Here is a 21,389-nt window from a genome sequence, read left to right as displayed (position 1 = left end):
GATGCACAACTCATACATGCATTCTGTGGGGATTGCGGTGCCGTTACAATCCTTCGTCCCGTGGTACTTATGAATAACTGATGATCGGATCGATAACCTTTTGTTGCAAAACATCAATAAAACCATGATCCGTCACCGCAAAAGACGGGATAGCGGCCAGACAAATAAATGACAAAAACATAAAGGGAATCGAAATGGGGCAACCCATGTCATGGATCACCCGATTCAATTCCCTCTTTTTATCTGCCAGCTCATCAGCAGGCAAATCACTCAGCAGGCCGCATATTTCATATGCAAGTTCCGCCCGGATTTGTCCGCCATCCGCCACCACTTGCCCGCCGTTCAACTCGGCAACCCGGTTGACCGCCAGTGCCATATCCTCAAAATTCGTGCCCAAGACGATGATGTTATGATTATCATGGCCGACCGAAGAAGCGATTGCCCCGCGGGTCAGATGAAAACCGCCCATAAACGCTTTGCCGATGTTCCCGTTTTTTCCATATCGCTCTACTTGCGCGATATACAGGACATCCTGTGCAACGTCGCACTGGACGACGCCGTCTTTTACATCCAAGGCTGCTTCTCTGCCCACTGTAATCGGTATAAAGGGGAGCGTATCCATGACCTGAACGTTTACCTTGTTTGCTCCGTCAGGGGCTTTTATTGCAAAACTTTCTGGTGTAATGGGGTTTTTCAAGGTCACCGTGTGCAGCAGGCGCGAATCATGCACAGCCTTTGGGTAATGGACTTGCATTTGATCATACAGGGCGATCAGCTTCCCGTTGCTGATAACCGTTTCCACTTGAAAATCCTCCGGACCAGACGTGATATTGATATCTGCCCATCGTCCCGGCGCCAATCCGCCGAGCTGGTCGTCCAGTTCATACGCCCTTGCCGCGTTCAGGGTGACCATCTGGATCGCGGTCGCAAAATCAACGCCGTCCGCCAGAGCCTCTCTCACCGCTTGATCCAGATGCCCTTTGTCCACCAGATCAATCGTATGCAGATCATCGGTGATTATGCTGACACGCGACGTATCCATCTTATTTTTCAAAATGCCCTGCAGGCAATCTTTCAGATTTTTGGCAGCGGAGCCTTCACGAATCATCAGGTGGCAGCCCGCCCGGAGACGTTCGACCGCATCGTCCCCGCTAAGCGACTCGTGATCCGTGCGCACACCTGCCGCCACACACATATTCAGCTCCGGTCCTTTTATATCCGGGAGATGCCCATGGATCGATTTTCCATGGGCTTTGGCATATTCAATGGATTCCATCAAACCAGGAAACCCGCGCGTTATGTATTGTCCCACGCATTCGGATAATCCAACCGCATCCGGCCTGCTCAATGCCTTCTGAACGATCTGCAAATCAAACTTCCCGCCGCTCGTCTCCAAAAATGGTGAAAACGGCACATGGGAGGGAACAACAAAATAAATTTTCAGATCAGTCGTATTTTCTTTGAGCACCGCCTCGATGGCTTCTAAGCCGCCCACCACACCCAATTCATGCAAATCGGTCATAATGGTCGTCGTCCCATGCCGAAGCACCGCTTCCGCAAAGGACCGAATGGACAAATTGCTGCTCTCTGGATGAATATGCCCGTCAATAAAGCCCGGTGTGATATAGTTCCCCTGCGCATCAATGATCCGGGTGTTTTCGCCGATCGTGTAATCAATGTCGCCCACTGCCGCTATTTTTTCGCCGGCCACGGCGACTCCGCCCCGATAGATTTCCTTGGTGAACACATTGACCAATTGTCCGTTTTTAATGACCAAATCCGCTTTTTGCCTACCGACCGCAACATCCAGCAGCTTCTTGTCCATAACGTCCACCTTTCTGACAAACACCAAATCCGACATATTTTCCATTTTTATTCCTTGATTTCATTATATTGTACGTTGTTCGATTTGTCAATCATTACCTGACTATGTTATACTGAAATTACAGTTATATACAGAAAGAAGGCTGCATTATTATGGATTTGGCACTGATTGGGCAGACCATCAAGGACAGACGCATCAAAATGGGGAAATCAATCCGGGAAATTGCAAGCGCCTGTGAGATATCGCCAAGCACGATCAGCATGATAGAAAACGGGAAAACATCGCCCAATCTCCTGACACTGAAAGCGGTATGTGATGCATTGAACATCCCGGTCTTTTCTCTGTTGCTGGACGAAGACGAAGACCGGATACGGCTTGTGCGCAGAAGCAACCAAATCACCTTTATCCGCAATGCAAGCAACGGACAGTCCCTGGTGGAGCGTTTGATTATACAGGGAAAGAACGAAATGTTTGCCGCAACGATAAGTGTTCCGCCACACACCGATTCCGGCGACTATGCGCACCATGGCGGTGAGGAGTTTGTTTTCGTTTTAAAGGGAACCGCAACGTATGACCTGCAGGGAAAACGAAAATATGAGCTGAGCGCATACGATACATTATATTATCCCAATTATATCGGGCATCGTTGGGAAAACAATACGGACGAAGAGGTCGAAATCCTGTTGGTTTCAACCTCTCCATACAAATTTTGATTCCGAACTGCGGTACGTTGTCATTTCATCATGCGGCTTCCGGCAAGCACATGCATGTACAAAATCCGCTTTCTCCACAAAAAGGCAAAACAAATGCGCCCATCCATCCAGATGGGCGCTCGTTTAAAATCTTCAGCGATTGTGTCCGCTCTGTCCTCCAAAACCGCCCGGCGGGACTCGACGCTTCCGTCTTCAAAGCCGCCCGCCCATAAAGAACCGGTGCAGATCACCAACCCCTTCCGCGATAAAATCCGCGCCGCTGTTTTGGAGCTCTGACAAGCTGCCATAACCATATAAAACACCGACCGACGCAATGCCGATCTCTTTTGCCCCGAGAATATCATGCTTGCGGTCACCGACCATCACAACGCCCGAAAGATCGGTGACTGCATTCTGCTCCAGCGCATGCGCGATCACCTCGCTCTTTTTTGTCCTTGTTCCGTCGAGTTCACTGCCGGAAATGAACTGAAAATAGCGCATCAAACCGAAATGCTCAAGGATCTTCACGGCATAGACCGTTGGCTTTGATGTCGCAATCATCAGCGTCTTGTCCCTATCCGCAAGCGTTTTCAGAAGATGCTCCATCCCGGCATAAACAGCGTTTTCATAAAGCCCGGTCGTTCCAAAATATTCCCTGTACTTTGCAATCGCCCGGTCTGCTTCCAGTTCGTTGAATCCATAATATTGCATAAAAGATTCTTTGAGCGGCGGGCCTATGCATTTTGTCACCTCGTCCAAATCTTCCACGGTTATGCCAAAATGTTCAAGCGCATACGCAATCGATTTGGTTATCCCCGTTTTCGGATCCGTAACCGTTCCATCCAGATCGAACAGGATATACTCGAACTGTTTCATTCCATCCCTTCCCATTTGGTAAAACCGGCGCTTCACACCGCACGATCCGCGATCCGTTCAATCCCGGAACCGAATCGTGCAGTTTTCCATGCCGTCTATGATTGCGAGGCTTTGCAGATTGTACCCCGCCGCACGCAGCTTATCGCCGCCTCCCTGGAACCCTTTCTCGATTACGATGCCGATGCCGGCAACAGAAGCGCCCGCCTGCCCGGCAATATCCAGCATACCAAGCTGGGCTTTGCCGGTGGCGAGAAAATCATCCAGGATCAGCACCCGATCCTCGGGCGTCAGAAAGCGTTTTTCGAGTATCGCGGTGTATTCGTTCCCGTGGGTAAAACTCATGATTGCGGAGGTGTAAACATCCCCGTCGATGTTTTGGCTTGCCGCTTTTTTTGCAAAGACCACCGGCACATGGAAATACTGCGCCGTAATACAGGCAATGGCGATGCCGCTTGCTTCGATCGTAAGGATTTTAGTGATCTTTTCCCCGTCGAACAGCCGCTTGAATTCCCGCCCGATTTCATTTAACAAAGCAATATCAATCTGATGATTTAAAAAGCTGTCCACCTTGATGATATTGCCCTCTTTGACTCTGCCGTCCCGGAGAATGCGTTCTTTTAACCGTTCCATTCTATTTCCCCACCGAAAAATGTTGCTTGTTCTGCAATACGAAGCGATACACAATTATAGACCGTTGCGAGGACATTTGCAAGGCGAGCACGCACCGCTCCCGCATGCCGGTTTGGTGTTGAAACCCGCCCGTCCTTGTCAACCCCCGGCTGCTATGATAGAATGGACCCGAAAACAGGCGTGGCCACCGGCCGCGTCTGCCGGATACGATCCGGCCCGGACGTATATAGAACACCCGCGTGCAGCATCCTAAAAGATGCACCGGGAGAACGGTTTTATAAAACCCCATCCGACGAGGTACAACAAGATGTTCAAAAAAAGCACCGCCCTTTGCATTCTGGCTGTGGCCACGGCAGCCATTTTTGCCGCCTGCCAGAAACAAACACCCCAAAAAACCTCCGCGCCGTCCAATACGGCAAGCCGGAGCGCGGCAAGCGCCGTCTCGTCCTCCACTTCATCCGCCGCCGCGTCTTCTTCCGCGTCCTCTTTTCCAGCTCCGGAATCCGACCCGCTTTATGTCAAGGCATACGGGTACTATGCCGCCGACCGGTACGACGACGCAATCAGCGTCTGCAACCAGGCACTGGCTGCAAATCCAAATTGTTTTTGGGCATACAACGTCAAGGGCATCGCGACCTATTTCGCAAATGGAAACTCGGCGGCCGCTTCGTGCCTGAACCTGATCGACAAATCCACGACGATTGATCCGGATTACAGCTATGGCTATTTCAACAAAGCGCTGATCCAAAAAGGACTGAAGGACTGGAACGACTCCCTCGCCAATTTCAACAAAGTGCTTGCGCTCAAGCCGGGCGATACATGGTCCTACTACGGGATCGCGACGGTCTACGCCGATACCGATCAAACCGACCAGGCGCTCCAATACCTGAAGCTTGCGATCGACACCGACCCGTCCGGCGTCAAGGCACAAGTTCAGGACGATATGAACCGGCATTTTTCACGTTTGAAGGACGACCCCCGTTTCCAGGCGCTCGTGGGTTCCTGAACGTTCCCAGACACAGCCGTGCCGCGCGGACGGTCAGCAGCGGCAGCTGCCGCGCATCACCACTTCAAATCCCAGAGAGACCTGCTGCGGACTATGGGGATTGTGTTCCAGCCTGTCCAGCAGCATGCCGGCCGCTTTCGCCCCGCTGGTCTTGTAGTGGTAGTGGACGGTCGTCAACGCCGGTTCGATGATGCCGGAGATCTGGCTGTCGCCCACGCCGACCACCGCGACGTGCTGCGGGATCTTTCGCCCCGCCGCGCGGAGAGTCTGCATGGCGCCTACTGCAATGGAATCCGTGGCGCAGAACACGCCGTCCAGATCCGGGCAAACGGCCAGCAGCTTTTCCATGCTCCGCCTGCCCGACTCCATCGTGAACGGGCCGTAGCACATGCGCTCGTTCGGGACATCCACCGACGCTTCCCGCATGGCTTCCAGAAAGCCGTTTTGCCTTGCAAGGCCCGCGGCGCGGTCTTCAAGCGTGACGCCGATGAACCCCGGCCGCCGGCAGCCCGAACGGATCAGCAGAGAGGCCAGCTCTCCGGCCGCGCCGAAGTCGTCGTAATACGCGCAGTCAAAGCCTTCCAGCCGCTGCCCGATCAGCACCACGGGGATTTTCATACCGCGCAGCATCTGGCGGTGCTTTTCGGTCAGGATCGTCGCCATGAACAAAATACCGTCGGTATTGGTTTGGAAAATGGAAAGGTACTGCAGCTCCTTTTCCGGATCGTTGCTCGTGTTGCCCAGCAAGATCTGATATTCCTGCTCAGCGATTGCTTCGCTGATGCCGTCCACCGTCCGGCTGACGGATTCCGAACTGATTTTGGGAATGATTACCCCGATCAGCTTTTTCCGTTTGGTCCGCATAGTTTGGGCGCCAAGCAGAGGGGCATACCCTGTTTTTTCGATCACTTTCTGAATCTGTTCGCGTTTGCTCTGGCTCACATATCCGTTGTTCAAAAAACGGGACACGGTCGTGCTGGAAACTCCGGCAAGCTTGGCGATATCATGGATATTCAAGGCGGTCTTTCCCTTCATACCCGTTTTGCGGCCGGCCCCTCGGCACTGTGAAAACAGGTGTACTCAAGTGTATATAGCATAGCAAACGCACGCGGAAATGTCAAAATTCCCGTTCCAAAAATCATAACGAGCATATGCAATGTGCATATAAAACCAGAATTATATTTGTGTATTATGGGCATTTACCATAATATCTGCATCAGGTATACTATATACATCGATGATGGTATCGATTCCATATTTGCTTTCCTGCATTTGTCCACGCACTCAATCGTACTTGATATGTAATCGATACCATGTCCAACAACATCACCGTCACCTGAGGGTTGAAGGAGGAACTATCATGAATTACAACAAACTAGCCGAAGAGCTGCTCGATCTCGTCGGCGGAGAAGAAAACATCTCCAGTGTCGCACATTGCGCCACCCGCCTGCGCTTCGTTCTAAAAGACGACGCAAAAGCGCAGACCAAAAAGATCGCCGCGCTCGACGGCGTGAAGGGCGCGTTTTCCAGCGCGGGGCAATACCAGGTCATCATTGGCCAAGGCGCGGTGAACGACGCATATGATGCGCTGGTGAACCGGGCCCATATCACGGAATCCTCTGTGGATGAGCAGAAGGTAGCGGCCGCCCAGAAGCTGAACATCGTACAGCGTTTCTGCCGGATGCTCTCGGGCATCTTCGTGCCGATCATCCCGGCCATCGTGGCCTGTGGCCTGCTGATGGGCCTGCTGAACACCCTGACCAGCTTCAAGGTCATCGGCACCACCAGCGGTCTCTACCAGCTTCTGAATATGTTCTCCAACGCGGCGTTCGTCTTCCTGCCGATGATCATCGCGTTCAGCGCGGCCAAAACCTTCAAAACCAATCCATTCCTTGCCGCGGTCATCGGCGCCATCATGATCCACCCGGATCTGCTCAACGCATGGAACCTCGGCCTGCAAAAAGCAACCACGCTGAATGTTTTCGGCCTGCACATCGCCATGGTCGGCTATCAGGGCACCGTCATCCCGGTGCTCATCGCGGTCTGGGTAATGTCCAAAATCGAGCATTTTGTGCATAAGATTGTACCGAATGTGCTGGATATCCTGCTGACACCGTTTATCACCGTCCTGCTCACCGGCTTCATCACACTGGCGTTCATCGGTCCGGTCGGCCGCCTGATCGGCGACGGCATCTCCTTCGGCCTCAAAGACTTCTACATCGCGGCGGGTCCGATCGCCGGCCTGATCTTCGGCGGCTTCTATTCGGCCATTGTCATCACGGGCATCCATCACAGCTTCCACGCCATCGAGGCCGGGCTGCTCGCCAACCCCGCCATCAAGATCAACTTTCTGCTGCCCATCTGGGCCATGGCCAACGTTGCGCAGGGCGGCGCGGCGCTGGCTGTTTACTTCCGCACCTCCAATAAAAAAATTAAGGCCCTTGCCCCTCCGTCCGCTCTCAGCTGCTTCCTCGGCATCACTGAGCCGGCCATCTTCGGGGTAAACCTGCGTTACGGCCGTCCGTTCATCGGCGGTGCCATCGGTGGTGCAATCGGCGGTCTCTACATGGGCCTGATGAAAGTCGGCATGAACGGCCTTGGTGTCACCGGCATCCCGGGCATCGCAATCACCAGCGGCTGGAGCATGGTCAACTATACCATCGGCATGGGCATCGCGGCCGGCGTCGCGTTCCTGGTCACGGCCTTGATTTTCCAGGATAAAGACCTCGACGCCGACGACGATACACCTGCTCCGCTGGTTCAGACGCCGGCAGGGCAGCAGGCATGAGCTCCCGTACACTCCCCCGTTCTTTCCCCAAAAAGGAGTTGCTTATGAGCTATAAACCGCTTTACCACATCTTTTCAGACGGCGCGTTCCTCAACGACCCCAACGGGCTGCTATACGAGAACGGGCAGTATCACGTGTTTTACCAATGGAATCCGTCCTATCCGGGCGGCAAGCGGGTAGGCTGGGCACACCGCTGCTCGACCGACCTCATCCACTGGACAGAGCTGCCCCCCGCCCTGCTGCCGGACAACTGGTATGACCGCTGCGGCTGTTATTCCGGCAGCGCCGTCATGAAGGACGGCAAGATTCATCTGCTTTACACCGGCAATGTGCGTGACGACGGCTGCGAGCGCGAAACCTATCAGTGCCTGGCAGCATCGGACGACGGCGAGCATTTTACCAAATATGCCGGAAACCCGCTGCTCTCCGGCCCGGCCGCAGGCTATACCGCACATTTCCGCGACCCCAAAGTCTTTGCGGATCAAAACGGTTATGCATTCGTTTTAGGCGCGCAGACAACGGACGAACACGGTCGCGCGCTGCTTTATCGTTCCCCCGACCTGCTCTCTTGGAAATTGGACGGCGCCCTGCAATTCGACGACCCGGAACTGGACGATTTCGGCTATATGTGGGAATGTCCGAACCTCTTTGAACTGCCCGACGCGGCCACGCTCCAAAAGCACGCCGTTCTGCTGTTTTGCCCGCAGGGGCTGAAGCCCTGGGGCATGCGGTTTCGCAACCGGTATCAGTGCGGATACATCGTGGCCCCCCGGACATTCAACGGCACCGGTGCGTTCATCGGCGGCTCGGCGTTTGAAGAGATCGACCGCGGGTTCGAATTCTACGCGCCGCAAATATTTTCCGCCGGCAAACGCACACTGATGATCGGCTGGATGGGCATGCCGGAAGAAGAAGACCAACCCTCCGCGCAAGAAAACTGGATGCACTGCCTCACCGTGCCGCGCACCGTATGGATGGAAAACCGGAAACTTTTCCAGTGGCCGGTGGAAGAACTGGATGGACTGCACGGCGAAAAGCAGAGCATCTCGCTTCTGCCGCTGGAAAACGAAGCCGCCAAACTGCCGGACTTTTCCGGTGCCTGCTATGACATGCGGCTGACATTCGACACCACCCGGGCGCAGTCACTCACTCTATCCCTCCGGCAGAGTGAACAGCAGGAGATCCGCATCACATTTGCCGACAGCGTCCTCCGCATCGACCGCAGCCGCTCCGCTTACGCGCCCGGCGATCCCGTCCGTGAGGTGCGCCTGCGGCACCCCGAAAAGCTGGACCTGCGCATCCTGTCCGACCGCTCGGCTATGGAGATATACGTCAACGGCGGCGAAGAAGTCTTCTCCCTGCGGTGTTATCTGGAGGAAGACGCCGTCCATACACACGTCGGCATACAGGGCAAAGCTGTTTTGACCAAAGGGGAGTTTTACCCCATGCATGCCTGACAGGCGCACCCGAAACGGCCGCCGTAATCGTACCATCTGCGGCACACGTCATAAGAGCCGGCAGGCCCGTTCCGGTACGGGCTGCCGGCTCTTTGTTTGGAAAGCAAAGCGGGAGCGGCGCACCCCCCTCGGAGAACCCCTGGCAGACAGGGCACCTCACGGGACGGATGGCCTGTCGATTTACACGGCAGCCTCATTGTAATCTCGGCGCGGCGGCAGTATAATATTTTTGTTTCGATATGCCTGTATGGACTGGAGAAGTGTATGAAAAAACTGATTTTGGTCACATCGCCGCCTGCCAGCGGCAAAACGTATGTATCCAAACAGCTGGCCAAGGCGCTGAGCCATGTGGTCTATCTGGATAAAGACACGCTCATCCCGCTTTCCAAGCAGATCTTCGTGGTCGCCGAACAGGAATACAACCGCAGCTCGGATTTCTTCAACAAATATATCCGGGACTACGAATACGAAACGATCGTTGATCTTGCTCTGGAGGCGCTTGACTACGACCATACCGTGCTCATCAACGCGCCGTTCACACGCGAGATCCGTGACAACACCTATATCGGCAGCCTGAAGGCCCGGCTGAAGGAAAAGGGGGCGTCTCTGGTCGTTATCTGGGTGATGACGGACATCGAGGTCGTAAAACAGCGGATGATCGCCCGCAACTCCGACCGCGACACCTGGAAGATCGCACACTGGGACGAATATATCGCCGGCTGCAATTTCAGCATCCCGTCCAATCTGGACAATCCAGCCGTCAAGGATGACCTGCTGCTCTTCCAGAATTCCTCCGAGGAGGAATTTCAAGCCTCGATGAAACGCGTGCTGGGCATTTTGGAAGAAACCAACGCCTGATCGCGGACACATACCGCAGCCTCAAAACAAAAATAACGGAAGTATGGAAACGGCCCCGGTCCATGCGGACCGGGCCGTTTTATTGGAGGATATATCATGGGGATCTGGGAACTGTTGCTGATCGCCGTCGGGCTTTCGATGGACGCTTTCGCGGTGTCGGTCTGCAAAGGGCTGTGCATGCAGCGCTTCATGCCCCGCCGCGCGGCAGTGATTGCCCTGTTTTTCGGGGGGTTCCAGGCGCTCATGCCGTTTCTGGGGTGGGTGCTGGGGCAGCAGTTCTCGCGCTACATCTCCCAATGGGATCACTGGATCGCGTTCGGGCTGCTCACGTTCATCGGTGGAAAAATGCTTTGGGAGGCCCTGCACGACAAGGAAGTCATCTGCCAGAATAAGTATGCCCCGCTCGACCTGAAAGAGCTGTTCCTGCTGGCGATTGCCACCAGCCTGGACGCACTGGCCGTAGGCGTCACGTTCTCCTTCCTGCACAGTTCGATCGTGCCGTCGGTCACGCTCATCGGGTGTGTTACGTTCGCACTTTCCTGGTTGGGCGTGTTCGTCGGTCACCGGTTCGGCGCGTTTTTCCGGAAAAAGGCCGAGATTGCGGGCGGCGTGATTCTCATCGTCATCGGTGTCAGAATCCTTCTGAGCCATCTGGGCATCCTGTAACGTCTTACGGATAAAATGGCGCCCTGCAATTGTAAAGGCGCGCGGAGTTTGCTATACTGGAAACATTGATATTTCTAAACAGAAACAGCATCGTGTGTTCGGAAGAAACTGTCGTTTTCTACAAACGCCATCCGGCCGTCAGGGAGATAAACCACTATGCGCCGCATTTTTTCCAAACGCTTGATCTTCATTTCCGCCTGTCTGATTCTGGTGCTGCTGGTTATGACCGTCACCGCCTTTCTCCGCAGCAACCAATCCGTTGCCACACCTGCGCAGGGAGAAAAATTCGGTGCGACCTACATGACGTTAAACAATCCGTTTTATACGATCATCGACGATGAGATTCGCGCGGAACTGGAGTCCAGGGGCGACACACTGGTCAGCCGCGACCCGGCACTGGACGTACAGAAACAGATTGAGCAAATCGAAGACTTCATCCACATGCACGTGCGCGGCATTTTTCTGACGCCGGTGGATGTGAACAAACTCCACCCCGTGCTGCTGGAAGCCCGGCAGGCAGGTATTCCGGTAGTGGTGGTGGATTCGCAGGTATCGGATCAGACGCTTGTAGCCTCCACCGTCACATCCGACAACTACGGCGCGGGCGTGCTCTGCGCGCAGAATCTGCTGGGGACCCGCACCGGGGGCAATATCCTGATTCTGGAGCAGCAAAGCGCGCAGTCGGCCCAAGACCGCATCCGCGGCTTTGAAGACACCCTCAAGGGGCACGGCACGTTCCACATCGTAGGGCGGGCCGACTGCATGGGGCAACTTGAAAAAGCCATGCCCGCGATGGAAACGCTGTTGAAACAGGCGCCCCAGCCCGATGTGGTGATGGCACTGAACGATCCCAGCGCGCTGGGCGCCATGGCGGCCCTGAAAGACCACGGTCTGCTCTCCAAAGTGCTCGTCTACAGCGTAGACGGTTCGCCGGAGGCAAAGGGCATGATCGAAGAAGGCAACATGACGGCCACCGCCGCGCAGTTTCCTTCCAAAATTGGAAAAGCGGCCGCGCAGGAAATGAATCTCATCATCGAGGGAAAACCGCACGAACGGGCCGTCACCGTACCGGTACAGTTGATTACAAAGGATAACGTGCGCGATTTTGGAACGGACGGCTGGCAGTGAGGCGAGAACCGTATGTATAAACGTCTTTTTTCGATATATGTCCTCATGTGCGTCTGGAACCTGGGGGCGATTGTATTCCTCTGCATCGTCACCATCCACGCGTCTTATCTCACCTGCGATACCGGAACCGCCCGCGCGTTCCTCAATCAGGTTTCCGTGGTGCCCAATTCGCCTTGGTGGTCGGCCGCGCTGGCGCTCGGCGGTTATCTTGCGCTCATCGCCGTGCTGTTTTACAAACGCGCGCATCTGCCGCAGCACGCCAACCTCAAATGGATCGCCGTTGCCTTTGAAGCACTGCTGGCCGTCCTTGTCTCGCTGGCGCTGAATTTGAGCTACAGCGGCATCCTGCTGCTGATCATCATCGACCTGATGACGGGAATCCAAGCGCATGAGCGGCGGCTGGCGCTGCTGGCCATTTCCCTGATCCTCTACATCTTCGCGGATTACAACATTATTTCCCTCCAGATCCCCATGGTATCGTTCCAGCAATACCTCACCGGCTACTCCACCGCGCTGCAAAACCTGCTGCTTGGTATCCGCAGCGTCTTCTCCTCCGTCAACATCATCCTGTTCCTGCTCTATGTGCTCATTCTCATGCGCACACAGCAGAAAGAGACCCAGCGCATCCGCCAGCTCAACGAGCGCGTCAACCGGGCAAATGAGAAGCTCAAGCAGATGAATACCAAATTGGTGGATTACGCGCAGAAGACCGAAAAGATTGCCGAGGTGCGTGAACGCAACCGCCTCGCCCGGGAAATACACGACACCATCGGCCATTCGCTCACCGGCATTTCCGCCGGTATCGACGCCTGCATAACCATGATCGACCTTTCTCCCGAAAGCACCAAAGAGCAGTTGGCGCGCATCTCGACCGTAGCCCGGCAGGGTATCAAGGACGTGCGCCGTTCCGTGAGCAAGCTCCGGCCGGACATGCTGGAAAACATGCCTCTGGATGATGCGCTTCGCCAGATGATCGAAGCGGCCGGCACCGCCACCCAGACGGCGATCACCTATGACAACCAGGCCGGGCCGCTGCATTTCGATCCCGACGAGGAGGACACGGTCTACCGTGTGGTGCAGGAAAGCATCACCAACGCCATCCGGCACGGCAAGGCAAAGCGCATCTACGTCACACTGGGACGCAAAGAGAAATGGCTGCTGCTCACCATCCGCGACACGGGCCGCGGCTGCTCCGGCATCCAGAAAGGGTTTGGGCTGCAGCATATGGAAGAACGCGTCGGTCTGCTGGGCGGCAGCGTCTCTTACGACAACGGCAGCGGGTTTACCGTTTCTGCCAGAATTCCGATCCGTTGGGGGTAAAGTGGATGATCCGAGTTTTCATTGCCGATGACCAGGAACTGATCCGGCAAAGCCTGCAGATCGTGCTGGGAGCCAACGCGGACATGGAGGTGACCGGCACGGCCGCAGATGGCCGCGACGTGCTGCGCAGCGTGCGGAAAGACCAACCGGATGTGATCCTGATGGACATCCGCATGCCGGAAGTGGACGGCGTGCAGTGCACCAAGATCATCAAGGAGCAGTATCCGCAGATCAAGATCATCGTCCTGACAACTTTCGATGAGGACGATTATATCTTCAGCGCACTCAAATACGGCGCGAGCGGTTATCTGCTCAAGGGCGTGTCGATGGAGGAACTGTCCGGCGCCATCCGCAAAGTGTCGGCCGGGCAGGCCATCATCAACGCGGAGGTCGCCACCAAGGTCGTCCACATGTTTTCCAAAATGGCGCAGAGCAGCCTGACTTCCCCGACGGCCGGCAAAACGCTGGAGCTGCTCAGCCGCACAGAAAAACAAGTGGTGCGGGAAGTCGGCCGCGGCCTTTCCAACAAAGAGATTGCCCGGAAGCTGAATCTGTCCGAGGGCACGGTACGCAACTATCTCAGCACCATTCTGAGCAAACTGGAACTGCGTGACCGCACCCAGTTGGCCATCTGGGCCACGCAGAGCGGCATTTTGGTCCAGGAAACAGGAGAAACGCCATGAAGCACAAAAGGCGGCTGATTGCGGCGGTCATTGCGGCGGCTCTTGCCGTGGGGGGCTTTTTCATCTGGACATTCTGGCCCAAGCAGACCGTGCTCACGTTCGGCATGATGGCCGGCAGCTATTGGGACGTGCCCAACGGCAACTGCTACCGCATCATCGACCAGACCATCCAGCGGTTTGAAAAAAGCCACCCGGGTGTGGTGGTGAAATACACCAGCGGCATCCTGAAACGCGATTATTCGGAGTGGCTGTCGGAACAGATGCTGCTCGGGCAGGCACCCGACGTGTTCATGGTGCAACCGGACGATTTCAACACCTTTTCCTCCATCGGCGCGCTCAAATCTCTCAACGACCTCATCGCGGGGGACTCTTCCTTCAAGCCCGGCAGCTTTTATAAGGCGTCCTACGACGCCGGGCAGTATCAGGGCAGCCAATACGCCCTGCCCTATGAGAGCGTGCCGGTGATGATGTTCGTCAATAAAACACTGCTGCAGCAGGCGGGCATCTCCATGCCCTCCAACAACTGGACATGGGACGATTTCTACAGCATCTGCAAACAGGTGACGTGCGACACCAACGGCGACGGCCGCCCGGACCTCTTTGGCTATTACGACTACACCTGGCAAGAAGCGGCCTATTCCAACGGGGCTTCGCTGTTCAATGCAAACGGCACCGCCTGTTATATCAACAACGCCAAGGTGGTGAGCGCGGTACAGTTTGTCAAAAACCTCGCGGCGCTTTCAGGCAACACGGAACCCACGTCGCGTGAATTCGATCTGGGACAGGTCGCGTTCCGCCCGTTTTTGTTTTCCGATTACCGCACCTACAAGCCTTATCCATGGAGTATCAAAAAATACACCGGGTTCGACTGGAACTGCATCAAGATGCCTGCCGGGCCAAGCGGCGGCAATGTCTCGGAGCTGAACACCCTGCTGATGGGCATCAGCTCCAAAACGCAGCACAGCCGGCTGGCGTGGGAATTTTTGAAAATGCTCACCGCGGACCCTGTGACCCAACAACAGATTTTCCAGTATTCGCCTGGCGTTTCCGTCTTGAAACAAGTCACGGAGTCGGCACAGACGCAGGCGCTGCTCTCGCAAAGCGATCTGGACGGGCAGGCCATTGATACCACCACACTGGATGAAATCATGAAAAGCGCCGTGACCGCGCCCAAATTCCGCAAATACAGCAGCGTTATCCAGATGGCGGACAGCCGCATCGACACTCTGATCTCCAACGGCGGGGATATCGAACCGGCACTTGCCACCCTGCGGCTGGATATCCTGAATTATATGGAGCAATAACGGCTGACCACGCCACACGGAAAAGCGGGCGGATGCAATGCATCCGCCCGCTTTTTGTTCGTTTTCACGCAGGGAGCAACCAATTTTTACGCCTTCAGCCTGCGCATCTCCGGCACAGGGCCGAAACCCCAGTTTGCGAAACCCATTGGCTCCGCGGTGGGAATTCCGGCAATGTCCGGGCAAACATGTCGCCCTTCCTTTATGGCTATGGCACATTATGTGCGTACATAAGCTTTGATGGTAACGATTTCCCGTCCCGCACTGCGCCCCACGGGCGTGACAGTGTACGCGCCGACCTGCGCCGGCACAATGAACGTCTCGGCAAAATGCACCGTGAACGGCGCAAACGCGCTCTCCGGGCTTTCCACCACCGCTTCCTCTCCCTCGACCAAGTTGAGTACATTGACACCGCCGCCCGTGTCGTGTGCAACCGTCCTGCAAAACCGGTGGCGGCGCGTTTCGATGAACTCCCGCTCGTGCAGACCGGTGGCTTCCTCTGTCCAGCCATCTCCGGAGGCAACCTGTCCGGCCTGCCCGGCCAGCTGTGAGCGGACAAATGCGGTGTCCCGGTCAAACTGGATGTTTTTCGCACCGTGCCCGAGGTGCACCGGACGCGGGCGGCCGTCCATGCCCAGACGTCCCCAGTCCCATAGCTTAAATGTGAAAATATACGGCGTGGCGCTGATCTCCAGCACCACGGTGCCCGCACCGGAACAATGAATGGTGCCGCCGGGTATAAGAAAGTGGTCATGCTTTTTGGCAGGCAGCCGGTTGACGAACCGCTCCGCGTCGAACCGCCCGGTTTTCTGTGCCTGCTTTAGCGCCGAGATCAGTTGTGCCGGCCGGGTTTTCTCTTTCACGCCGAGGTAAACCGAGGCATTTTTCTCTGCATCCAAGATGTAATAACTCTCGTCCTGCGTGTAATGCATGCCGAACGCATCCTGGATGTATTCGGTGAGCGGATGTACCTGCAGGCTCAGATTGCCGCCGCCCATCGTGTCCAGCAAATCGAAACGGATGGGAAATTCCGCGCCGAAGCGCGCGTGCACCCGCTCGCCCAACAGTGCTTTGGGTTGCGCAAACACCAGATCGATGGCGGGCGTTTCCACCGTGACGCCATCCACCTCAAACAGCAAACTATTTTCCTCCGGCACGCAGTCAAAGCACCAGGCATAATTGGGCTTATCCGGGTCGAGGCCGCAGACCCGCTTCATCCATTGCCCGCCCCACACGCCAGGGTCAAAATACGGCACCAACCGGAATGGGCGGCGCACCGCCTGTCGCCAGCCCTCGCGCAGGGCGGCGCCGGTCAGCAGCCTGGGATCGTCTCTGGCGTTGGTATCCAGCAGATAATCCAGGCCGGGCAGCAGGGTCTTCTTATAACGGTCCAGCACCCGCCAGTTGACAAAAAAGGACCGCTTATATTGTAACTGCGGGTCCTGCCCACGGTTGTCGGCGCACCAGTTGGCCAGTTCACCGCCACGGAAGCGCTGCTGGATCTCCCAGCGCGCCATATCGGCATAGACCAGAATATCCGGATGTGTCAACAGGGCCGCCCCCGGGCCGTACACCAGCACGAGCCCTTCCGGACATTCCCGTACCTCCTCCTGCAACCGCCGCCATTTGTGCGGGTCGAAAAACGATTCGATGGGATAATGGCACAGGATGCCAAACACCCTGTCGTCGGTGAGATGCAGGCGGAGCATCCTCTCAATCGTCTCGGCATCGGGCAGGGCGTCGTCCGTCCGCACCACCGCCGCCGGAGCAAGCCCGTTGATAAGGGCGGGCAGCACTTCCCGTTCCCGCACGCCCTCATAACAGTCAACGGCAAGAATCGTCTTTTGCCGGCCGTGCCGTCGCACAGCCGCCGTCAGCTCCACCGCAATGTCCTCATATCCCCTCCACGCAACGTGTTGCACACCTTCTATGCACAGGCGGGGCGTTTTGTCATACAAACTGGTCTTCTGCATCGCTACACTTCCTCAAAAAGCTGTCTTATTTTCGGTTATGCACATTGTCCAACAATCATATAATATGTCGCATTTTTTTATAAATCAAGTACAGAAACCGAAACATGACAATTGTCATGTAAAACTAATGACAAAATACAGATGAAACTGTGTGAACTTTTTGTTAAACTGTGTATTGTCAAAACAAACAAAATTATTTAAAGGAGTTGACGGTTTTGAGATATATTATACTAGTCAGCCACGGGGAATTTGCTCCCGGTCTGGCGAACGCGACCTCCATGCTCATCGGGCCGCAGAACAACCTGCTGGTCAACAGCATGCTCGACGGCATGGGCGCGGATGTCTACGTGGAAAACTTCCGCGAACGCATCAAAGGGATCACAGCCGAAGACCATGTCATTCTGCTGGCCGACCTGGCCGAGGGTTCGCCCATGACCAACGCGCTGAACACCCTTTCCGAAGCGGGCCTGTTGGGCAACACCGTCGCGCTCGCCGGCATGAACCTGCCGATGGTGATCACAGCCGCCATGCTGGACGAAACCCTGAGTGACAAAGACGCGGTCCGTGAAGCCATTCTGGAGGAGGCACACAGCCAACTTCGGGCCATGCAGTTGGAAATCGGTGAAGAGGACGAGATCTGAACCAGTCCGTAATGTATCTGTATAAGGGAGGAAACTGAATATGTCCATTTCTTTTATCCGCGTAGACGACCGCATGGTGCACGGACAGACCTGCACCCGTTGGGCACTGGAATATCCGTGTGACGGCATCGTGGCCGTTAACGACAAGGCGGCGAGCACGCCGGTGCTCAAGGCGGCATACAAAAACGCCGCAGCCGGCAAAAAAACCTTCGTCTGGACCTATGAGGAATGGAAAACAAAATGCCAGAAGGTGCTGGATTCCGACAGCCGGTATTTCCTCATCACCAAAGAGCCGCTCACCATGGCCAAGATTCTGGCGGATGACAAATTCCAGCCCGGCATCAAGGAAGTCATCATCGGGCCGTGCAACGACCGCCCCGGCACCGTCAAACTCGGCAACAACCAGTCCATCACGAAAGAAGAAGCGGAGGCGCTGGAACGTATCTACAAAGCCGGGTATAAAATCAATTTCGCCCTGATCAAAGAAGCCGCCATCGGGCCATGGGAAAAATTCCGCGGCCAGTTTGGATATAAAGATTAACAAACCTGAGGGTAATTGGAAAGGATGGGTGATCCCATGTCAATCAACATTCTGCAGGCAGCCCTGCTGGGCCTGTTTGCATGCTTGGCCAGTCTCCCCGGTATGGGCGGTACCACCATCGGCAACTACACGCTCGGCCGTCCGCTGGTTGCGGGCCTGATCGTCGGTCTCATCATGGGGGATGTGACCACCGGCGTCATCGTCGGCGCGGCGATCCAGATCGTGTACATCGCACTGGTCACGCCGGGCGGCACCGTTTCGGCCGACGTGCGTGCCGTCAGCTACATCGGCATCCCGCTCGCCATCATGGCCATCAAAGGCCTGGGCATCTCCCCAGCCACCACGCAGGCACAGCAGCTGGCCACCAGCTTGGGCGCCGCCGTGGGCACCGTGGGCACCGTGCTCTTCTACTTGACCGCCACCATCAACCTGGTGTGGCAGCACATCGGTTGGAAAGCCATCGAGGAGGGCAATCTGCACAGGGTCTACCTGGTCAATAAAGGCCTGCCGTGGATCTCGCACATCATCTGCAGCTTTATCCCCGCGTTTGCCATCAACCTGGTCGGTTCCTCCATGGTCAGCGCCATCAAAACCTACCTGCCGATGGACGGCATCGCCATGAAGACACTGTTCACTCTGGGCAGCCTGCTTCCTGCCGTCGGTATTGCGATCCTGCTCAAACAGGTCATCACCAAACCAGTTCATTTTCTCAGTTTCTTCTTCGGCTTCACCCTCTGCGCCATCATGGGCCTGAACCTTGTTTCGGCCGCGCTGGTCGCCGGGTTCTTCGCCGTCATCACCTACAACATCCAGATGGTCGCCTTGAAAGCAAGCAAAAAGGCGGCGATTGCTACCTCGTCGGGCGAATTGTCCACAACTGACGATGATGAGGAGGATATCTGAAATGGCTGCTACTGCTGAAAAGACGATCCAAACGCCTGTAAAAAAGGTATCGCAAAAGACCTTGAAAAAATCCTTCCGCGAATGGTTTTACGGCAACCTCACCTGTTTCTCCCAGGAGCATATGCAGACCTTCGGCTATATGTGCGCCATGTTGCCGGTCATCGAAGAGCTCTATGACACCAAGGAAGAGCAGATCGAGGCTATGGAGACCTACCGTGTATTCTTCAACACCGAGCCGCAGGTCGGTTCCGTGGTGGTAGGCATGACGGTCGGCATGGAAGAAGCCAAAGCAAACGGTGAGCCGATCGACAGCGAAGCGATCAACGCCATCCGCGCCGGTCTCATGGGCCCGCTCGCCGGCATCGGCGACTCGCTGGTAGTCGGCACACTCATCCCGATCCTGTTGGGCGTTTCGCTGGGTATGTCCGGCGGCGGTTCCCCGCTCGGTCCGATCTTCTACATGGTGGTCTGGAACCTCATCGCCATCTTCGGCATGCGCTTCCTGTTCAACCTCGGCTACCGTCTCGGCGGCCGCGCCGTGGAGATCCTCGTCGGTGAAAAAGCCAACGCCATGCGCGAAGCCATCACCATGATCGGCACCATCGTTATCGGCGGCGTGTCGGCCTCCTGGATCCATGTCACCACCGCGCTGACGATTATGAACGGCAAAGTGACCATCCTCGACCTGCAAAAAACGCTCAACAATATCTACCCCGGTCTGCTGACCGCCGCCACCGTTATCTTCTGCTGGTGGCTGATGACCAAAAAGAACCTCTCCCCGGTCATTGTGATGCTCATCCTCGTAGCCGTCGCCTTTTTCGGTTGCCTTGTGGGCTTCTTCAACCCGGGCCTCAAATACTAAAAACAACCCGTCTGCGGAGAATGGGAGCGATACAGCATGAATAACGTAAAAACGGGCGAAAGCCATCCGCCCCTGAGCGGGCAGGCGGCGCGTAAGCAGCTGCGGAAAGAAGCCGACATGCAGACGCACGCGCTGGAACAGTTGGCAAAATGGCGGCTGAACGCCTCCATCTTTTCAGCTTTCGGTCTGATTCTTGCCTATTGCGGGCTGGTTAACAAAATGCTTCCGTTCGCCGTAGGCGTGATCGGCCTGGTAGCTACCGGATTGTTCGCAGCCGGCGCGCTGCTGGTGCACCTGAGCATCTGTCATGGGAAAAAGAACGTAGCGCATCTGAACAACATTGCGGAATCGAAGTGAATGTACGTCATGGGATGCAGGATGATCTTTTCGGATATCGACGGCACGATTCTAAACACCAGGCACCAACTGACGGAAGCAACACGGCAAGCCGTAGCCAAAGCACTGGGAAAAGGCGTGAGGATCGTGCTGGTATCCGCCCGGATGCCACAGGGCATGGAGCCCATTCGAAAAGAGCTGGCTCTGCCGGATATCCTCATCTGCTACGGCGGGGCGCTGATCATGGAGGACGGCAAGGCTGTGTTCAGCCGCTTCCTTCCGCTTTCGGAAACCAGGAAGATCGCTGAAACCGCCGGGCGGATAGGCATACACATCAGCCTGTACCGGCAGGATCGCTGGATCATCGGCCAGCCGGACGAATGGGCCGGGCAGGAATCGGATATCACCAGCCTGACACCGGACATCTGTCCGTTTCCCGACATCTTTCAACAATGGGAGGATGCCCGAACCGGCCCCAACAAGATCCTGTTCATGGCGAAACCGGATCGGATCACGGCCCTCAAGCAGGCGCTGGAGCATGAAGTACACACCGATCTGACCTTCTGCCGCTCCAAGCCCACCTATCTGGAGGTCATTCCTCCGGAGAGCAGCAAACGGCTGGCCGTTTCGTTCCTGTGCAAGCGCTACGGCATCCCACGGGAAGACATACTGGCTATCGGAGACGGGGAAAACGACCTCGATATGATCGAATTTGCCGGCATTGGCGTGGCCATGGGCAATGCGCCGGCATCGGTCAAAAACACCGCCGATTTTGTCACCCGCACAAACGACGAGGACGGTTGGGCGTTTGCCGTGCAAAACGATCTATAAGCCCGCCGAATGGCGGCGCTGTGCAGGGACAATACATCGGGTATTTTATCAAACAGGTATAAACAAACAGGC

The 21,389-nt window shown here is 55.9% G+C and carries 21 protein-coding genes; 16 read left to right on the top strand and 5 right to left on the bottom strand.

The genetic code is table 11. From position 1 onward, the window contains the following. Positions 1-67: 67 nt before the first annotated feature. A complete protein-coding gene (locus ETHHA_RS04250) occupies positions 68-1,825 on the bottom strand; it encodes an adenine deaminase (RefSeq protein ID WP_041687151.1) in 1,758 nt (585 codons plus the stop codon). 152 nt (positions 1,826-1,977) lie between these two features. Here ETHHA_RS04250 and ETHHA_RS04245 point away from each other — a divergent pair, with 152 nt between their 5' ends. Continuing rightward, positions 1,978-2,538: a helix-turn-helix domain-containing protein gene (locus ETHHA_RS04245; RefSeq protein WP_013484771.1), complete on the top strand. Its 561-nt coding sequence runs from the start codon at positions 1,978-1,980 to the stop codon at positions 2,536-2,538. A gap of 192 nt (positions 2,539-2,730) precedes the next feature. Here ETHHA_RS04245 and ETHHA_RS04240 read toward each other — a convergent pair whose 3' ends face one another. Continuing rightward, on the bottom strand, positions 2,731-3,393 hold the full coding sequence (locus tag ETHHA_RS04240) for an HAD family hydrolase (protein WP_013484770.1): 663 nt from the start codon (positions 3,391-3,393) through the stop codon (positions 2,731-2,733). 57 nt (positions 3,394-3,450) lie between these two features. Next, positions 3,451-4,023, bottom strand: coding sequence for a xanthine phosphoribosyltransferase (locus ETHHA_RS04235; protein WP_013484769.1), 573 nt, complete (start codon positions 4,021-4,023; stop codon positions 3,451-3,453). Positions 4,024-4,330: 307 nt separating this feature from the next. Here ETHHA_RS04235 and ETHHA_RS04230 point away from each other — a divergent pair, with 307 nt between their 5' ends. Next, the gene (locus tag ETHHA_RS04230; RefSeq protein WP_013484768.1) at positions 4,331-5,029 is read left to right on the top strand and encodes a tetratricopeptide repeat protein; all 699 of its coding nucleotides are present in this window, start codon (positions 4,331-4,333) and stop codon (positions 5,027-5,029) included. A gap of 33 nt (positions 5,030-5,062) precedes the next feature. Here the strand turns inward: ETHHA_RS04230 and ETHHA_RS04225 are convergent, their stop codons facing one another. Next, entirely contained in the window at positions 5,063-6,046 is a 984-nt protein-coding gene (locus tag ETHHA_RS04225; protein WP_013484767.1) for a LacI family DNA-binding transcriptional regulator, read from the bottom strand. A 343-nt stretch (positions 6,047-6,389) separates the two neighbouring features. Here ETHHA_RS04225 and ETHHA_RS04220 point away from each other — a divergent pair, with 343 nt between their 5' ends. The 8 genes from ETHHA_RS04220 to ETHHA_RS04185 all read left to right on the top strand — a co-directional run bounded on the left by ETHHA_RS04220 (position 6,390) and on the right by ETHHA_RS04185 (position 15,233). Next, on the top strand, positions 6,390-7,817 hold the full coding sequence (locus ETHHA_RS04220) for a sucrose-specific PTS transporter subunit IIBC (RefSeq protein ID WP_013484766.1): 1,428 nt from the start codon (positions 6,390-6,392) through the stop codon (positions 7,815-7,817). 44 nt (positions 7,818-7,861) lie between these two features. After that, positions 7,862-9,274 (top strand): glycoside hydrolase family 32 protein, encoded by a 1,413-nt coding sequence (locus ETHHA_RS04215; RefSeq protein WP_049776543.1) that lies wholly within the window; start codon positions 7,862-7,864, stop codon positions 9,272-9,274. 264 nt (positions 9,275-9,538) lie between these two features. After that, complete coding sequence (locus tag ETHHA_RS04210) at positions 9,539-10,132, top strand: P-loop nucleotide/nucleoside kinase family protein (protein WP_013484764.1); 594 nt, start codon at positions 9,539-9,541, stop codon at positions 10,130-10,132. A gap of 96 nt (positions 10,133-10,228) precedes the next feature. Beyond that, entirely contained in the window at positions 10,229-10,798 is a 570-nt protein-coding gene (locus ETHHA_RS04205) for a manganese efflux pump MntP (protein ID WP_013484763.1), read from the top strand. A 156-nt stretch (positions 10,799-10,954) separates the two neighbouring features. Beyond that, positions 10,955-11,926: a sugar ABC transporter substrate-binding protein gene (locus ETHHA_RS04200; RefSeq protein ID WP_013484762.1), complete on the top strand. Its 972-nt coding sequence runs from the start codon at positions 10,955-10,957 to the stop codon at positions 11,924-11,926. A gap of 12 nt (positions 11,927-11,938) precedes the next feature. Further along, on the top strand, positions 11,939-13,246 hold the full coding sequence (locus ETHHA_RS16020; RefSeq protein ID WP_013484761.1) for a sensor histidine kinase: 1,308 nt from the start codon (positions 11,939-11,941) through the stop codon (positions 13,244-13,246). Between the two features lie 5 nt (positions 13,247-13,251). Further along, complete coding sequence (locus ETHHA_RS04190) at positions 13,252-13,929, top strand: response regulator transcription factor (RefSeq protein ID WP_013484760.1); 678 nt, start codon at positions 13,252-13,254, stop codon at positions 13,927-13,929. Continuing rightward, on the top strand, positions 13,926-15,233 hold the full coding sequence (locus ETHHA_RS04185; protein ID WP_013484759.1) for an ABC transporter substrate-binding protein: 1,308 nt from the start codon (positions 13,926-13,928) through the stop codon (positions 15,231-15,233). The genes ETHHA_RS04190 and ETHHA_RS04185 overlap by 4 nt, the downstream gene beginning before the upstream one ends. A 215-nt stretch (positions 15,234-15,448) precedes the next feature. Here ETHHA_RS04185 and ETHHA_RS04180 read toward each other — a convergent pair whose 3' ends face one another. After that, positions 15,449-17,203: a class I mannose-6-phosphate isomerase gene (locus ETHHA_RS04180; protein ID WP_013484758.1), complete on the bottom strand. Its 1,755-nt coding sequence runs from the start codon at positions 17,201-17,203 to the stop codon at positions 15,449-15,451. A 215-nt stretch (positions 17,204-17,418) separates the two neighbouring features. Between ETHHA_RS04180 and ETHHA_RS04175 the strand changes: the two genes are divergently transcribed. The 6 genes from ETHHA_RS04175 to ETHHA_RS04150 are packed head-to-tail and all read left to right on the top strand — an operon-like array spanning position 17,419 to position 21,317. Beyond that, the gene (locus ETHHA_RS04175; protein ID WP_013484757.1) at positions 17,419-17,844 is read left to right on the top strand and encodes a PTS sugar transporter subunit IIA; all 426 of its coding nucleotides are present in this window, start codon (positions 17,419-17,421) and stop codon (positions 17,842-17,844) included. 40 nt (positions 17,845-17,884) lie between these two features. Continuing rightward, positions 17,885-18,385: a PTS sugar transporter subunit IIB gene (locus ETHHA_RS04170; RefSeq protein WP_013484756.1), complete on the top strand. Its 501-nt coding sequence runs from the start codon at positions 17,885-17,887 to the stop codon at positions 18,383-18,385. Positions 18,386-18,421: 36 nt separating this feature from the next. After that, positions 18,422-19,288 carry a PTS mannose/fructose/sorbose/N-acetylgalactosamine transporter subunit IIC gene (locus tag ETHHA_RS04165; protein WP_013484755.1) on the top strand — a complete coding sequence of 289 codons (867 nt, stop codon included), beginning with the start codon at positions 18,422-18,424 and terminating at the stop codon, positions 19,286-19,288. Position 19,289: 1 nt separating this feature from the next. Continuing rightward, the gene (locus ETHHA_RS04160; protein ID WP_013484754.1) at positions 19,290-20,150 is read left to right on the top strand and encodes a PTS system mannose/fructose/sorbose family transporter subunit IID; all 861 of its coding nucleotides are present in this window, start codon (positions 19,290-19,292) and stop codon (positions 20,148-20,150) included. Positions 20,151-20,186: 36 nt separating this feature from the next. Continuing rightward, a complete protein-coding gene (locus tag ETHHA_RS04155) occupies positions 20,187-20,507 on the top strand; it encodes a hypothetical protein (RefSeq protein ID WP_013484753.1) in 321 nt (106 codons plus the stop codon). A gap of 21 nt (positions 20,508-20,528) precedes the next feature. Beyond that, positions 20,529-21,317 carry a Cof-type HAD-IIB family hydrolase gene (locus tag ETHHA_RS04150; protein WP_159033352.1) on the top strand — a complete coding sequence of 263 codons (789 nt, stop codon included), beginning with the start codon at positions 20,529-20,531 and terminating at the stop codon, positions 21,315-21,317. Positions 21,318-21,389: the final 72 nt, after the last annotated feature.

It is taken from the genome of Ethanoligenens harbinense YUAN-3, assembly GCF_000178115.2.
Lineage (GTDB): Bacteria > Bacillota > Clostridia > Oscillospirales > Ethanoligenentaceae > Ethanoligenens > Ethanoligenens harbinense.
The sequence above is the reverse complement of the archived record's forward strand: the minus strand, read 5'-3'. Positions and strand labels throughout refer to the sequence as shown.

Bases quoted from the DNA above. Each gene is read 5' to 3' on its own strand.
- ETHHA_RS04250 (WP_041687151.1), bottom strand. From the start codon at position 1,825: ATGGACAAGAAGCTGCTGGATGTTGCGGTCGGTAGGCAAAAAGCGGAT.
- ETHHA_RS04245 (WP_013484771.1), top strand. From the start codon at position 1,978: ATGGATTTGGCACTGATTGGGCAGACCATCAAGGACAGACGCATCAAA.
- ETHHA_RS04240 (WP_013484770.1), bottom strand. From the start codon at position 3,393: ATGAAACAGTTCGAGTATATCCTGTTCGATCTGGATGGAACGGTTACG.
- ETHHA_RS04235 (WP_013484769.1), bottom strand. From the start codon at position 4,023: ATGGAACGGTTAAAAGAACGCATTCTCCGGGACGGCAGAGTCAAAGAG.
- ETHHA_RS04230 (WP_013484768.1), top strand. From the start codon at position 4,331: ATGTTCAAAAAAAGCACCGCCCTTTGCATTCTGGCTGTGGCCACGGCA.
- ETHHA_RS04220 (WP_013484766.1), top strand. From the start codon at position 6,390: ATGAATTACAACAAACTAGCCGAAGAGCTGCTCGATCTCGTCGGCGGA.
- ETHHA_RS04215 (WP_049776543.1), top strand. From the start codon at position 7,862: ATGAGCTATAAACCGCTTTACCACATCTTTTCAGACGGCGCGTTCCTC.
- ETHHA_RS04210 (WP_013484764.1), top strand. From the start codon at position 9,539: ATGAAAAAACTGATTTTGGTCACATCGCCGCCTGCCAGCGGCAAAACG.
- ETHHA_RS04205 (WP_013484763.1), top strand. From the start codon at position 10,229: ATGGGGATCTGGGAACTGTTGCTGATCGCCGTCGGGCTTTCGATGGAC.
- ETHHA_RS04200 (WP_013484762.1), top strand. From the start codon at position 10,955: ATGCGCCGCATTTTTTCCAAACGCTTGATCTTCATTTCCGCCTGTCTG.
- ETHHA_RS16020 (WP_013484761.1), top strand. From the start codon at position 11,939: ATGTATAAACGTCTTTTTTCGATATATGTCCTCATGTGCGTCTGGAAC.
- ETHHA_RS04190 (WP_013484760.1), top strand. From the start codon at position 13,252: ATGATCCGAGTTTTCATTGCCGATGACCAGGAACTGATCCGGCAAAGC.
- ETHHA_RS04185 (WP_013484759.1), top strand. From the start codon at position 13,926: ATGAAGCACAAAAGGCGGCTGATTGCGGCGGTCATTGCGGCGGCTCTT.
- ETHHA_RS04180 (WP_013484758.1), bottom strand. From the start codon at position 17,203: ATGCAGAAGACCAGTTTGTATGACAAAACGCCCCGCCTGTGCATAGAA.
- ETHHA_RS04170 (WP_013484756.1), top strand. From the start codon at position 17,885: ATGTCCATTTCTTTTATCCGCGTAGACGACCGCATGGTGCACGGACAG.
- ETHHA_RS04165 (WP_013484755.1), top strand. From the start codon at position 18,422: ATGTCAATCAACATTCTGCAGGCAGCCCTGCTGGGCCTGTTTGCATGC.
- ETHHA_RS04160 (WP_013484754.1), top strand. From the start codon at position 19,290: ATGGCTGCTACTGCTGAAAAGACGATCCAAACGCCTGTAAAAAAGGTA.
- ETHHA_RS04155 (WP_013484753.1), top strand. From the start codon at position 20,187: ATGAATAACGTAAAAACGGGCGAAAGCCATCCGCCCCTGAGCGGGCAG.
- ETHHA_RS04150 (WP_159033352.1), top strand. From the start codon at position 20,529: ATGATCTTTTCGGATATCGACGGCACGATTCTAAACACCAGGCACCAA.